Genomic DNA, 14021 nt, shown 5'->3' on the forward strand with positions numbered 1-14021 from the left:
GCGGTGCGGCCGTTGTTCAGTGCGGGTGCGCTGGGGTGGCCGCCCCTGGAGGCTCCGCCCCCAGACCCCCGGTCGGCCCGAAAAGCCTCGTCCTCGAACGCCGGACGGGCTGGGTGCAGCCGACCGGCACTGAAGACGTACAGCTCTATGCCTCCAGCTCCTCCGCCATCGCCGCCCGCAAGCGCAACGTCGTGACCAGGCGCTGAAACGCCTCTGCCCAGTAGCCGCCCGCCCCCGGCGACGCATCCTCGGACTCGTCCGGTATTGCCAGCAGACCGTCCAGGCGGCTCGCCTCCGAAGGGTCGAGGCAGCGCTCGGCCAGGCCCATCACTCCGCTGAAACTCCATGGGTAACTCCCCGCGTCCCGCGCGATGTTGAGCGCGTCGACCACCGCCCGCCCGAGCGGCGCGGTCCATGGCACCGCGCACACCCCGAGCAGCTGAAACGCCTCCGACAGCCCGTGCGTCGCGATGAACCCGGCCACCCAGTCGGCCCGTTCGGCCGCGCCGAGCGTGGCGAGGAGCTTGGCGCGCTCCGCCAGCGACACCGCTCCCGGCCCGCCGGCCTCCGGCGCGGAGGGGGCGCCGAGGAGCGCCCGGGCCCACTCGGCGTCCCGCTGCCGTACGGCGGCCCGGCACCACGCGGCGTGCAGTTCGCCCTGCCAGTCGTCCGCCACCGGCAGCGCCACGATCTCCCGGGGAGTGCGCCCGCCGAGCCGCCCGGACCATGTGCCGAGCGGTGTCGCCTCCACCAACTGGCCGAACCACCAAGACCGTTCACCCCGTCCCGCCGGTGCCTTGGACACGACACCGTCGCGCTCCATGCTCGCGTCGCACTCGCGCGGTGCCCCGACGGCGATCCTCGGAGTGCCCCGCGCGTCGTCGACCGTCATACACGCGGCGGCCCTGACCGCCATACGCGCCGCGAGCGCCGAACCCGGCAGGGCGGAGAGCAACTCGGCCGCCGTCGCCCGCACGTTGCGGCTGCGGTCGGACAGCGCCTGTTCCAGGAAGGGCTCGTCCTGTGGGCCGAGTCCCGTGCGCAGTGAGTCGAGGAACATCAGGCGGTCCTCGGCCCGCTCCGTCGGCCAGGTCGTCGTGAGCAGTTCGCGCGCGGCGGCGGGCTCGCGGGAGCGCAGGGCGGACAGAAGCGCGACCCGTTCGGCGAACAGGCCCTCCTCCCAGAGCCGCCGGGTCTGCTCCGTGTCCTCGGGCTGCGGCAGTGCGGCGCCTCCGCCCGGCGTGGCGCGCAGGGCGAACCTCCAGTCCGGGTTCAGCCGGGCGAGCCACACGGCTCGTGGCCCCGCGAACGCCAGCGCCGCCGGGCGGAGGTCCGTACGCCCTCGGGCCGCGTCCAGCAGTGCGGGCAGTGCCTGCGGGGGTGGTGCGAAACCACGGGCGTTCGCCGCCGCGAGCCACTGCGGCAGCAGCTCCATGAGGTCGGGTGCGGTGCCTCTGCGGCCGCCGCCCGTGCCGGGGCGGTCGGCCAGCAGCAGGGCGAGCCTGCGGGCCGCCGCGGCAGGCAGCGCGGGGCGCGGGTCCTCGGCGGCCGGCTCCGGCCGGCCGGCCGCCCGCGCGGGCCGCAGCCCGGCCCGTCTCCGTACGGTCTCCACGGCCGCCGCGTCCAGCAGCGCCACCGGTGCTTCCCGCCCGGACGCACCGCCCGGCGGCGTGCGCCGCTCGGTCCCGAGCAGCGCCGCCGTGACGAGCTCCTCCCAGACGCCCGGCGCGGGCGAATCCACGGGCGTGGACGTGCTGTTCATGCGGTTCCCCTCCGTGAAGTGCCCGTCCCTGCGGGCGTCGTACGGCAGTCCCCGGACCGTCGGCTCAGCACAGCGGCACCGCCTCGCCCGCGCCCTCGGGCCAGGCCGTCAGCGGGGTGAAGCCCCGGTGGCCGCACTCGCCGAAGACCTTGACGGGGGCGCCCCCCGAGAGGGCGACCAGGCGCCAGAGGCCGGGACGGGCCCGGACGGCGGGAGTCAGCGGCAGCGCCGCGTCCTCGTCGGCGTCCGCGAGCTGCCAGGAGTCGCCGTCCGGGACCGGTATGACCCGCTCCAGCGTGACCGGGACGGAGTCCAGCCACGGGTCGTCCCGCAACGCCTCGCCGTATCGCGCGGCCGCCTGGGCCGTCGTCACTCCCGGTGGCCGTGTCACCGCCGGTGCCGGCGGTGCGAACTGCTCGCCCAGGGCTGCCCGCAGCTGCCCTGCACCCGGATAGGCGGACACCTCCGCGTCCAGAGCCAGCCCCATGGGCAGCGCCAGCTCGGGCGCGCGGCCCGCGGCGCCGTAGGAGAGGAGCAGGGCGGTGCGGTCCGACTCCGGGCCGTAGAGCCAGATCCGGCGGGTCGTCAGGCGTGCGTCCGCCGTGTCGTACTGGGCGAGGACCAGCCAGCGGTCGCGCAGCGGCGGGCCGTCCGCCGTGCCGGGCAGGCCGATGCGGGAACGGACCGTCGCCCCGAGGCCGTCCGGCAGCTGCTCACGGCGCAGCCAGCCCTGGTCGAGGAGATGGAGCAGTGCGCACTCCTCCAACAGGCGCACCGGCCAGCCCGGTCCGGAAGACGGGATCGCCCCCAACTCCCGCACCCGCGCGGCCAGTCCGGGCGCCTGGGCGTCGACCATGCGGGCCGCTGTCTCCTCCCACAGCCCGTATCCCGCCTGTTCCGCGCTCGCCAGGCCGCCGCGCAGCAGGTCCGCCAGGCGCTGCTCCAGCTCGGTCGCGCCCGCGGTGACGCGCTCGGCCCGGCGCTCGACCCGCCGTCGCGCCGCTTCCGGATCAGCGGAGGCGGACGAGGCACCGGCCGCGTCCGCCGCCCGCTTCTGCTCCGTGCGCTGCCTTCTCCCCTCTATCCACTGCTCCGCCCAGTCCGGCGCCTGCCTCGCCGGCACCGCACCGTCCTCGCCCGCCCAGAGCAGCAGCAGCCCGAGGGCGTGCTTGCACGGGAACTTTCGGCTCGGACAACTGCACTTGTACGCGGGGCCCGCCGCGTCCGCGATGTCGACGACCGTCTGATACGGCTTGCTGCCACTGCCCTTGCACAGCCCCCACACCGTCCCCTCGTCGGAACTCCCCGCCTCGGACCACGGCCCCGCCGCGCCGAGTTTGCTTCCCGCTTTGCGTGATGCGGCGTCAGGCGCCAGTGCCAGCACCTGATCCGCGCTCCAGCGCACCCCCTGCTGAGTCATGTCTTCGACGGTAGATCCCACCACTGACAATCGGCCTCGCGAACGCGTTTGCGCAGGTCGGAACGCATTGTCAGTGGCGTGGTGCACGGTTGGTGACAGATCCGAACCGGCCGAGCTGGAGGGGGCCTCAGCCATGTCTGTGTCCGTGGAACCGACGTCCGTCGAAGTAGCCGAAGTACTCGCGAAGGAGCCGGCCGAGGCGTTGCGGCCGCACGCCGAGGACGCCTTCGCCGGCGAACTCGCCGCGCTGGCCGCGCAGGACGACCGCCCGCGCCCGGCCCGCTGGAAGCTGTCGCCGTGGGCGGTGGCGACGTATCTGCTCGGCGGCACCCTGCCGGACGGCACGGTCATCTCACCGAAGTACGTGGGCCCGCGCCGCATCGTCGAGGTCGCAGTCACCACGCTCGCCACCGACCGCGCCCTGCTCCTGCTCGGCGTGCCCGGCACCGCGAAGACCTGGGTGTCCGAGCATCTGGCCGCGGCGGTCAGCGGCGACTCGACCCTGCTCGTGCAGGGCACGGCGGGCACGCCGGAGGAGGCGATCCGGTACGGCTGGAACTACGCGCAGCTGCTTGCCAACGGCCCGAGCCGCGACGCCCTCGTGCCCAGCCCGGTCATGCGGGCCATGGCGGAGGGAATGACCGCGCGAGTGGAGGAGCTCACTCGCATCCCCGCCGACGTACAGGACACGTTGATCACGATCCTGTCGGAGAAGACGCTGCCGATACCGGAGTTGGGGCAGGAGGTGCAGGCGGTTGGCGGCTTCAACCTGATCGCCACGGCCAACGACCGCGACCGCGGGGTCAACGACCTCTCCAGCGCCCTGCGCCGCCGTTTCAACACGGTGGTTCTGCCGCTGCCCGAGAGCGTCGAGGCCGAGGTCGACATCGTCTCGCGCCGGGTGGACCAGATCGGCCGCTCCCTCGACCTGCCCGCCGCACCCGACGGCATCGACGAGATCCGCCGCGTCGTGACCGTCTTCCGCGAGCTGCGGGACGGGGTCACGTCCGACGGCCGTACGAAGCTCAAGTCGCCGAGCGGCACGCTGTCGACGGCGGAGGCGATCTCCGTGGTCACAGGCGGGCTTGCGCTGGCCGCCCACTTCGGCGACGGCGTGCTGCGGGCCGGCGATGTCGCCGCGGGCATCCTCGGCGCCGTCGTCCGCGACCCGGCGGCCGACCGAGTCATCTGGCAGGAGTACCTGGAGGCGGTCGTGCGGGAGCGCGACGGCTGGACGGACTTCTACCGGGCCTGCCGGGAGGTGAGTGCGTGAACGACCTGGGGTGGGGGCGTGCGAGCGGCAACAAGGGGTCGGGCGGATCGGGCGGGAACCAGGGGTCGGGCGGATCGGCGCGGATGACGTACGAGGACGGTATGGACGTCGGGTACGGCAGCGGTAGAGAGGGCGTCAGGAAGACGTGCGGCGGCGGCAGTTGGTGGCGGCGATGACCAGGGGGACGGTGTGACGGGGATCGGGAAGGGCGGGAGCGGGGCCACCGGCGGCGGGCCGTTGCTGCTCGGTGTGCGGCATCACGGGCCGGGGTCGGCGCGGGCGGTGCGGGCGGCGTTGGACGCGGCTCTGCCCCGGGTCGTGCTGATCGAAGGGCCCCCGGAGGCCGACGCGCTGATCCCGCTGGCCGCCGAGGAGGACATGCGGCCGCCGGTCGCCCTGCTGGCCCACGCCGTGGACGAGCCCGGCCGCTCGGCCTTCTGGCCGCTCGCCGAGTTCTCCCCCGAGTGGGTCGCGATCCGGTGGGCCGTGGAGCACGAGGTCCCGGCGCGCTTCATCGACCTGCCTGCGTCGCACACGCTGGCGTGGGGGAGCGAAACGGGGGCCGAGCCGCAAGGGGGACCGGACAACGGGCAGGAGGGCGACGCCCATTCGGCAACTGAGGCCGACCCGGACGAGGGGCCGGGCCATGGGCACGGAGGTGATGCCGATGTCCGCGTCGACCCCCTCGCCGTACTCGCCGAAGCCGCCGGTTACGACGACCCCGAGCGTTGGTGGGAGGACGTCGTCGAGCACCGGGGGGCCGGCGAGGGGGACGCGTTCGCGCCGTTCACCGTGCTCGAGGAGGCGATGGGGGCGCTGCGGGAGGTGTACGGGAGCGGGGGCCACGACCGGGACCTCGTGCGCGAGGCGTACATGCGGCTCCAGGTGCGGGCGGCGCAGCGGGAGTTCGAGGACGGGGTGGCCGTCGTGTGCGGGGCCTGGCATGTGCCCGCGCTGCGGCAGAAGACGGCCGTCACCGCCGACCGGGCGCTGCTGAAGGGGCTGCCCAGGGTCAAGACGGACATGACATGGGTGCCGTGGACGTACCGGAGGCTGTCGCGGTTCAGCGGGTACGGGGCGGGGATCGACTCGCCGGGCTGGTACGGGCATCTGTTCGGTGCGCCGGACCGGCCGGTCGAGCGATGGATGACCAAGGTGGCCGGACTGCTGCGGGACGAGGACCGGATCGTCTCCTCCGCGCATGTCATCGAGGCGGTGCGGCTGGCGGAGACCCTCGCAGCGATGCGCGGCCGTCCGCTGGCCGGGCTGAGCGAGACGACCGACGCGGTGCGGGCGGTGATGTGCGAGGGCTCGGACGTGCCGCTGTCCCTGGTGCACGACCGGCTGGTCGTCGGGGACGTGCTGGGGGAGGTGCCGCAGGCGGCGCCCGCGGTGCCGTTGCAGCGGGACCTCGACCGGATCCAGCGCCGACTGCGGCTCAAACCGGAAGCCCTGGAGCGGGAGTTGGAGCTCGACCTGCGCAAGGAGACCGACGCCGGGCGCAGCAGGCTGCTGCACCGGTTGCGGCTGCTGGGCGTCGAGTGGGGCGAGCCGGTGGCCTCGCGGGGCAGCACAGGCACGTTCCGGGAGACGTGGCGGCTGCGCTGGGAACCGGAGCTGTCCGTGCGGGTCGCCGAGGCCGGGGTGTGGGGGACCACGGTGTCGGCCGCGGCGACGGCCAAGGCGGAGGCGGACGCCGTCGCCGCGCAGGGGCTCGCCGACGTCACCGCACTCGCCGAGCGCTGCCTGCTGGCCGAACTGCCGGAGGCGTTGCCCGTGGTGATGCGGGTCCTCGCCGACCGGGCGGCCCTCGACGCGGACGTCGGCCACCTCGCCCAGGCCCTGCCGGCCCTGGTCCGCTCCCTGCGCTACGGCGACGTTCGGGGCACGGACACCGGGGCGCTGGCAGAGGTTGCGGCGGGCCTCGCCGAGCGGATCTTCGTCGGCCTGCCCCCGGCCTGCGCCGCCCTGGACACGGACGCGGCCGAGGAGATGCGCCGCCATGTGGACGCGGTGCACGGGGCGGTGGGCCTGCTGGGCGAGGTCTCGGCACGGACGCACCGGGCGGCTGCCTCGCCAACTGACGCCGTGGCAGCGGGACATGGGGCAGGGGCGCCTTTGGCGGCCGACACCTCAGGGAAGGGGCACGCGGCTGCGGAGTCGTCCGGTGATGCTCGTGAGGCCGGGCACCCGGGGGAGGAGCCCTCGGCGACTGAGGCCTCCGCACCGGAGCACGCGACGATCAGGCCGCCGGCTGAGGGCCCCGCGTCGGGGCGCGTGGCTGCGGAGTCGGCGGATGGTGCTACCACGCCGGGCCACGTGGCTGGGGAGTCGGCGGATGCTGTTCCCGCGTCGGGGCACGCGGCATCGGAGTCGGCGGATGGTGCTACCACGCCGGGCCACGTGGCAGAGGAGCCTGCGGATGGTGCCCCCTCGTCGGGGCACGCGACACCGGAGTCGGCGGCAGATGTCCCCGCGTCGGCCCCCGGCGACCTGCGGCGGCGCTGGCAAGGTGTGCTGCGGGTCTTGTCCGGGCGGGACACCGTGCCCGGCGTTGTCCGGGGGCGGGCCGTGCGGCTTCTGCTGGACGACGGGGAGTTGGGGCAGGACGAGGCCGCGCTGCTCATGGGGCTCGTGCTGTCGCCGGGGACGCCGCCGGGCGACGCGGCCGCGTGGATCGAGGGCTTCGTCGGCGGCGGCTCCGGCGGCGGGATGCTGCTCGTGCACGACGAGCGGCTGCTCGGGCTGGTCGACGCCTGGCTGACCGGGGTTCCGGCGGCGGCGTTCACCGACGTGCTGCCTCTGTTGCGGCGCACGTTCTCGGCGTACGAGCCCGGGGTGCGTCGCACCCTCGGCGAACTCGTCCGGCGCGGACCGGGGCAGCGCAGCGGCGTGACGGCGGCCGGCTCCGGCATACCCGGCTTCGCGGCCGATCTCGACCCCGGGCGCGCGGACGCCGTGCTGCCGGTGGTGCGGCTGCTGCTGGGGCTGGGATTGGACGGAGCGGAACAGAACACAGAGAAGAACGACGTCGACAACGACCTTGTGGGGGTGGCGGGATGACGAACGACGAGCTGAGGGAAGCGCACAAGAGGCCGGGCGTGGTGGCCACAGGCAGGGAGGGGAGCGGAGCCCGTGCGGAGGACCGTCCAGCCGCTGCCGTCGCGGTGATCCCGCTCTGGGCTCGGCCGCACACGGGGGCGCGTCGATGAACAACCACACCACGACCACCGAACCCCTCGCCACCGCCGTGATGGACCCCGCCCAGGAGCGGCTGCGGCGCTGGCGGCTGGTGCTCGGGGGTGACTCGGCCGACGGCACCGGGTGTGGGCTGTCGGGGCGGGACGCCGCGATGGACGGGGCGTTGAGCGCGCTGTACGGGAAGGGGGACAGGCAGGGGCAGGCGGGGCGGGACCGTTCGGCGGGGCTCGGTGCTTCGGCGCCGTCCGTGGCGCGTTGGCTCGGGGACATCCGGACGTACTTCCCCTCCTCCGTCGTACAGGTCATGCAACGCGACGCCATCGACCGGCTCGGGCTGTCCGCGCTGCTGCTCGAGCCGGAGATGCTGGAGGCGGTGGAGGCCGACGTGCACCTCGTCGGCACGCTGCTCTCCCTCAACAAGGCGATGCCGGAGACGACGAAGGAGACGGCACGCGCGGTCGTGCGCAAGGTCGTCGAGGACCTCGAGAAACGGCTCGCCACCCGCACCCGGGCCACCCTCACCGGCGCCCTCGACCGCAGCGCCCGTATCAACCGGCCGCGCCACCACGACATCGACTGGAACCGCACGATCGCGGCCAACCTCAAGCACTACCTGCCGGAGTACCGGACGATCGTGCCGGAGCGGCTCATCGGCTACGGGCGGGCCTCCCGGTCCGTGAAGAAGGAGGTCGTCCTCTGCATCGACCAGTCGGGGTCGATGGCGGCATCCGTGGTGTACGCGTCCGTGTTCGGCGCGGTGCTCGCGTCCATGCGGTCGATCGACACACGGCTCGTCGTCTTCGACACGGCGGTCGTGGACCTCACGGACCAGCTCGACGACCCGGTGGACGTCCTGTTCGGCACGCAGCTCGGCGGCGGTACGGACATCAACCGGGCGCTCGCCTACTGCCAGTCGCAGATCACCCGGCCCGCGGAGACGGTCGTCGTGCTCATCAGCGACCTGTACGAAGGCGGGATACGCAACGAGATGCTGAAGCGGGTCGCGGCGATGAAGGCGTCGGGAGTGCAGTTCGTGACATTGCTCGCGCTGTCGGACGAAGGGGCGCCCGCCTACGACCGGGAGCACGCGGCTGCGCTCGCCGCGCTGGGGGCGCCGGCGTTCGCCTGCACGCCCGATCTGTTCCCGGAGGTGATGGCGGCGGCGATCGAGAAGCGGCCGCTGCCGATACCGGACACGGCGTGACGGCGACGCGGGAACGGCGTGACGGGGACGTGGGAACGTCGTGAGGATCGGGCCGACAGGGAGCGTTCGCTGACGATTTGTCGACCAGTCGTCGTCCGACTTGGCCCAGCAAAACGGACATGACTACCCATCGGTAACAGAGGGCTTGCGCAACCTCGGGAGTGCCGTGCGAGGATCGACGCCTCGTCAGCGGTGCGCCGTTGCTCCGCTCACCCGTACCGCGTCGCGCCGACTCGTAGCTCGTTGCGCGAAGTTCGCTCAACCCGTTCCGCCGCACGGGAGGACCTCCTCTTGACCTGGCCGGCAGCCTTGCCTGTTGCCGCTCTGCGCGTGATGCGCACGGCGGCCGGACGGCGTGCGCTGCAAGTGGCGGTCGTGGTGGGCGGGTTGTTCGCGCTCGGCTTCCTCTGCGGGGAGCAGGCGCATGCGGCGGAGGGGGCGCCGGTCGTCTCCTCGTCCGAGGTCGTGTCCGCGGTTTCGACGGATTCGGCGGTCGGCGTCAGGTCGTTGACGGACGGTACGGTCGGCCGGCCGGCGAACGCTCCAGTGGCACCGTCCGGGCATCAGGCGGCGTCCGCGGCCGAGCCGAAGCCGGACACTCCGGCCGAGCCGAAGCCGACGCCTCCTGCCACCCCGGCACCGGCTGACGCCAAGCCCGACGCAACCGCTCCGGCCCAGGCCTCCGTCTCCACCGCCCTGAACGACGTCACCGGTGCGGTCGGCGCGGTCGAGCAGCAGGTCGTCGGCACGGTCAAGGGCGTTCCCGGCAAGGTCGGCCCGGTCGGTGACCTGGTGGAGACCGTGACCGAGGGCCTGGGCAAGGCGACCGCGCAGATACCGCCGCTGTCGTCCCTGCCTTCCTTCCCGACGTTGCCGTCGCTGCCCACCTCACCCGGCTTGCCTGTCCTCCCGGGCCAGACCCTGCCGGCGCCGGTCACGCAACCGGGCTCGGCGGGGCAGTCGTCGACGGGCGGCGGTTCCTCGGGGGGCCATGACGGGGCAGCCGGGGCAGAGGCGAGCGGCACGGCATACGGGCCGCGGTTCGGCACGGAGTTCGACGCCGTCCACAACCTGACACAGAGCGGTGGACATCAGGCCACCGGTCCCCGGACCGCCCCCGCCCACCCGGCCCCCGACGGTGACCCGACCGGCGCGCTCGGCAGCCCGTCCGCCGTCGACAACGGCACGCAGAGGCACGGTGACGGACACGCCGTCGCCCTGAACCACCGGGCGCCCCTGCGGCTCCTGCCCGGCGCCGCCGCGCGCGCAGCCGCGGCCGAGACCCGGGACAGGCACCGGGACATTCCCGTTTCCCCCGCCTAGGGCAGGCACTTCCCCCGCCACCGGACCTGCCGCGCGGGGGCGGAACAGGTCTGCCCGACCGTCCGGACACCCCTGACGAAGTCCGGACGCAAGCCGCCGACTCCACTGGTCCTCCGGTCCTCAACTCCCCGGACCACCACACCGGAGCCCGGCGCCGGAAATGTCACCAAGCCCTCCCAAGAAGCCCCGGAACTCCCCGGATCTCCCCTGAGATCGCGGAGCTTCGGCGCCTCCGAGGTTCCGAAGGATCTGACGCAAGCATGAACAAGAACATCCGCCGCTCCATCGTCATAGCAGCCGGCGTGACCGGCGCATGGGCGCTCGGTTCCGCCGCGGCCAGCGCGGACGAACTGCCCTCCTCCTCCCTCTCCGTGTCGGACACGACGACCGACACCGACAGCACCCTCGGCACGCTCACCGACTCCGTCACGAACACGGTCGACGGCGTCGTCACCGGCGTGCAGGACACCGTCTCGGGTGTCACCGGAACGGTCGACGGCACCGCCGCCAAGGCGACGTCCACGGCCACCGACACCGCCGGCACCGCGCAGAAGACGCCGGCCGCAGGCACCGCCGAGCAGGCCCGCAAGTACGTCGACGCCAAGGTCCCCGTCCCGCAGGCCGCCAAAAAGGCCACCAAGATCAAGGGCGCCGCCGCGATCCAGGGCGCCAAGGCCGCCCGCGCCGCGCAGGCCAAGGCCGCCGATGCCACCGACCAAGCTCACAGCACCGTCTCCGACGCGACCGGCGGCGCCCCGCAGGGCGACATCGACTACCTCTTCGGCCCCCTCGCCGCCTTCGCGCCGGAGCTCGAGCAGGTCCTTGCAGCCGCCCAGACGAAGCTGCAGGGCGTGCAGTCGGCGGCCCGCACCCAGACGCAGGGCGTCGACGGCGTCGTACGGACGAAGGCGCAGCAGACCGTCGCGGGTGCGGGACGCACGGCGGCCGGTGTCACCGGTGTCACGCAGACCGCGGCGACCGGCGCCCAGGGCCGGGCCGCCGGAGTCGCAACCCTCGCGCAGGGCGAGGCAGGCACCGTCGCCTCCGCCGCCCAGGCCTCCGTCGCGGCCGTCCCGAGCCATGTCACGGGCACGGTCGGCGGGGTCGCGCAGCAGGTCGTCGGCACCGTCAAGAGCGTTCCCGGCACGGTCACCCCGATCGTCGAGGAGACGGCCGCGGCAGCGGTTCCGCCGGTCGTGACCTCGGCAGTGAACGGCGTGACCCCGGTCGCCGCCCAGGCGGTCGCGGGCGTCGTCCCGGTCGCCGGCCAGGCAGTCGGCGGGGTCGCGCCCACCGCAACGCACGCCCTGGACGGCGTGGCACCGGTCGCCACGGGCGCCGTCAGCGGCGTGCTGCCCGTCGCGGGCGGCGCCGTGACCGGGGTCCGGCAGACCGCCGGTCACACGGTCGACGCCGCGACGGCGCTGGCGTACGGCGTCGTGGCCGACGTCCGGCCGGTCGCGGGCGGGGTCGTCCAGGGCGTCCAGCCGGTCGCCGCAGGCGTGGTCCAGGGCGTGGTGCCGGTCGCCGGTGGCGCGGTGTCCGACGTGCAGTCCACCGCAGGGGACACCGTGTACGGCGTGGCGCCGGTCGCGGCCGGCGTCGTCGCCGACGTTCCGCCGTACGCCACCGGTCTGGTCGGTCAGGTCACCGGCGATGTCACGGGCACCGTGCTGCCGCCGGTGGCCGACACCGCCGTGCACGGCGTGCTGCCGGTCGCCGGGCAGGCCGTGGCGGACGCGGGCGGGCTGGCGTACGGCGTCACGGGCGACGTGCGGCCGTTCGCCGGCGGGATCGCCGACGACGTGGCACCGCTCGCGTACGGCGTGGCCGGGGATGCCACCGGCCTGGCGTACGGCGTCACCGGCCAGGTGCCGCAGTTCGCGCAGGGCGTCACGCAGGCCGCCCGGCCCGTCGTGGACCTCGTCGAGCCCGTCGTCCAGGGCGTCGGTGGCAGCGCGACGACGCTGGCGTACGGCGTCGCGGGCGATGTCACGCCCTTCGCGTACGGCGTCGTCGGCGACGTCGACCCCTTCGCCCACGGCGTCGTGAGCCAGGTGGCGCCCTTCACCGGCGACCTGACCGACACCGTCCGCTCCACCGGCGGCCCCCTCGCCGGCCACGCCGTCACCGGCGTCGAGGGCGTCACCGAGTCGGTCACACCGGGCTACGCGCAGCACCTGCACCACGGCAACCCGTACGGCGTCTGACCGCATCGACTCCGCGGGCCCAAGGACCCGGACGGCCGAAAGCCGTCGGTTCGTCCGGACGCACGCCCGCGGACGGAGCCAGGTGATCCCCATTGGGGTGGGGATCAACTGCTCCGAGCCCCCTTCGGGGCTTTACAGGGGGCCTCACCGGGTAAACCCCAGCCCGGTGAGGCCCTTCCTCTGTGCCCGTCCCACAGCTCCCCGGCGCCTCACATTCGGCACGCCGTGCCAGTGAGCGCGGCATCATGTGACAGGTATCACCGCTCAGGTGTGACCCGCGATTTAGAGGGCTCCCGCAAGCAGCGATAACCTGCGAGACGGACATGCCGCGCGCTCGGACACCGTGTGCGCCTCCCTTGTGACCAGCGGACGTCACGTTGCCCTTCGCGGCACGCCCACGCATCCAACGAACCGCGAGATCACTGATAGGGACGGAAGCGCGTGGACCTGTTCGAGTACCAGGCGAGGGACCTCTTCGCCAAGCACGATGTACCGGTGCTGGCCGGTGAAGTCATCGACACGCCTGAGGCGGCCCGCGCAGCCACCGAGCGCCTCGGTGGCAAGTCTGTCGTCAAGGCCCAGGTGAAGGTCGGCGGCCGTGGCAAGGCCGGTGGCGTGAAGCTCGCCGCCACCCCGGACGAGGCCGTCGCCCGCGCGACGGACATCCTCGGCATGGACATCAAGGGCCACACGGTCCACAAGGTGATGATCGCCGAGACGGCCCCGGAGATCGTGGAGGAGTACTACGTCTCCTACCTCCTGGACCGTGCCAACCGCACCTTCCTCTCCATCGCGTCCGTCGAGGGCGGCATGGAGATCGAGGAGGTGGCGGAGACCCGCCCCGAGGCCGTCGCCAAGACCCCGATCGACGCCAACGAGGGTGTCACCGAGGAGAAGGCCCGCGAGATCGTCGCGGCCGCCAAGTTCCCGGCCGAGGTCGCCGACAAGGTCGTGAACGTCCTCGTCAAGCTGTGGGACACCTTCATCAAGGAGGACGCCCTCCTCGTCGAGGTCAACCCGCTGGCCAAGGTCGCCTCCGGTGACGTCATCGCCCTGGACGGCAAGGTCTCCCTGGACGAGAACGCCGAGTTCCGCCAGCCGGAGCACGAGGCCCTCCAGGACAAGGAGTCGGCCAACCCGCTCGAGGCCGCGGCCAAGGAGAAGAACCTCAACTACGTCAAGCTCGACGGCGAGGTCGGCATCATCGGCAACGGCGCGGGTCTCGTCATGAGCACCCTGGACGTCGTCGCGTACGCCGGTGAGAACCACGGTGGCGTGAAGCCCGCCAACTTCCTCGACATCGGCGGTGGCGCCTCCGCCGCCGTCATGGCGAACGGCCTGGAGATCATCCTCGGCGACCCGGACGTCAAGTCCGTCTTCGTCAACGTCTTCGGCGGCATCACCGCGTGCGACGAGGTCGCCAACGGCATCGTGCAGGCCCTGAAGCTCCTGGAGGACCGCGGCGAGGACGTCACCAAGCCGCTGGTCGTGCGTCTGGACGGCAACAACGCCGAGCTGGGTCGTCAGATCCTCTCCGACGCCAACCACCCGCTGGTGCAGCGCGTGGACACCATGGACGGCGCGGCCGACAAGGCCGCCGAGCTCGCGGCTGCGAAGTAAGGGAAGAG

At 73.5% G+C, this 14021-nt stretch carries 9 protein-coding genes; 7 read left to right on the plus strand and 2 right to left on the minus strand.

Going from position 1 to position 14021, the window contains the following annotated elements:
- Positions 1-145: 145 nt before the first annotated feature.
- On the minus strand, positions 146-1762 hold the full coding sequence (locus ACFY1L_RS08275; protein WP_388819978.1) for a DUF5691 domain-containing protein: 1617 nt from the start codon (positions 1760-1762) through the stop codon (positions 146-148).
- A gap of 64 nt (positions 1763-1826) precedes the next feature.
- Positions 1827-3182: an SWIM zinc finger family protein gene (locus tag ACFY1L_RS08280; RefSeq protein ID WP_388819981.1), complete on the minus strand. Its 1356-nt coding sequence runs from the start codon at positions 3180-3182 to the stop codon at positions 1827-1829.
- Positions 3183-3315: 133 nt separating this feature from the next.
- On the opposite strand from ACFY1L_RS08280, the gene ACFY1L_RS08285 reads away from it, so the two are divergent.
- The 7 genes from ACFY1L_RS08285 (at position 3316) to sucC (ending at position 14013) form a co-directional block, all read left to right on the plus strand.
- Positions 3316-4455, plus strand: a complete 1140-nt coding sequence (locus ACFY1L_RS08285; protein ID WP_388819984.1) for an AAA family ATPase — start codon at positions 3316-3318, stop codon at positions 4453-4455.
- The gene (locus ACFY1L_RS08290) at positions 4452-4631 is read left to right on the plus strand and encodes a hypothetical protein (RefSeq protein ID WP_388819986.1); all 180 of its coding nucleotides are present in this window, start codon (positions 4452-4454) and stop codon (positions 4629-4631) included. Before ACFY1L_RS08285 ends, ACFY1L_RS08290 begins: the two co-directional genes overlap by 4 nt.
- Before the next feature lie 13 nt (positions 4632-4644).
- Positions 4645-7518 carry a DUF5682 family protein gene (locus tag ACFY1L_RS08295; RefSeq protein ID WP_388819988.1) on the plus strand — a complete coding sequence of 958 codons (2874 nt, stop codon included), beginning with the start codon at positions 4645-4647 and terminating at the stop codon, positions 7516-7518.
- Between the two features lie 145 nt (positions 7519-7663).
- The gene (locus ACFY1L_RS08300; RefSeq protein ID WP_388819991.1) at positions 7664-8860 is read left to right on the plus strand and encodes a VWA domain-containing protein; all 1197 of its coding nucleotides are present in this window, start codon (positions 7664-7666) and stop codon (positions 8858-8860) included.
- Between the two features lie 291 nt (positions 8861-9151).
- Positions 9152-10183 (plus strand): hypothetical protein, encoded by a 1032-nt coding sequence (locus tag ACFY1L_RS08305; RefSeq protein ID WP_388819993.1) that lies wholly within the window; start codon positions 9152-9154, stop codon positions 10181-10183.
- 260 nt (positions 10184-10443) lie between these two features.
- Positions 10444-12393, plus strand: coding sequence for a hypothetical protein (locus ACFY1L_RS08310; protein ID WP_388819996.1), 1950 nt, complete (start codon positions 10444-10446; stop codon positions 12391-12393).
- A gap of 441 nt (positions 12394-12834) precedes the next feature.
- Positions 12835-14013, plus strand: a complete 1179-nt coding sequence (sucC, locus tag ACFY1L_RS08315; protein ID WP_388819999.1) for an ADP-forming succinate--CoA ligase subunit beta — start codon at positions 12835-12837, stop codon at positions 14011-14013.
- The last annotated feature ends 8 nt before the right edge of the window (positions 14014-14021 follow it).

Origin of the sequence: Streptomyces sp. NPDC001663, from assembly GCF_042893105.1 — a bacterium.
Taxonomy (GTDB): domain Bacteria; phylum Actinomycetota; class Actinomycetes; order Streptomycetales; family Streptomycetaceae; genus Streptomyces.

What these genes read in the sequence shown, in the direction of transcription:
- ACFY1L_RS08280 (WP_388819981.1), bottom strand. Translation starts at nt 3,182, where the DNA reads ATGACTCAGCAGGGGGTGCGCTGGAGCGCGGATCAGGTGCTGGCACTG.
- ACFY1L_RS08300 (WP_388819991.1), top strand. Translation starts at nt 7,664, where the DNA reads ATGAACAACCACACCACGACCACCGAACCCCTCGCCACCGCCGTGATG.
- ACFY1L_RS08310 (WP_388819996.1), top strand. Translation starts at nt 10,444, where the DNA reads ATGAACAAGAACATCCGCCGCTCCATCGTCATAGCAGCCGGCGTGACC.
- ACFY1L_RS08285 (WP_388819984.1), top strand. Translation starts at nt 3,316, where the DNA reads ATGTCTGTGTCCGTGGAACCGACGTCCGTCGAAGTAGCCGAAGTACTC.
- ACFY1L_RS08275 (WP_388819978.1), bottom strand. Translation starts at nt 1,762, where the DNA reads ATGAACAGCACGTCCACGCCCGTGGATTCGCCCGCGCCGGGCGTCTGG.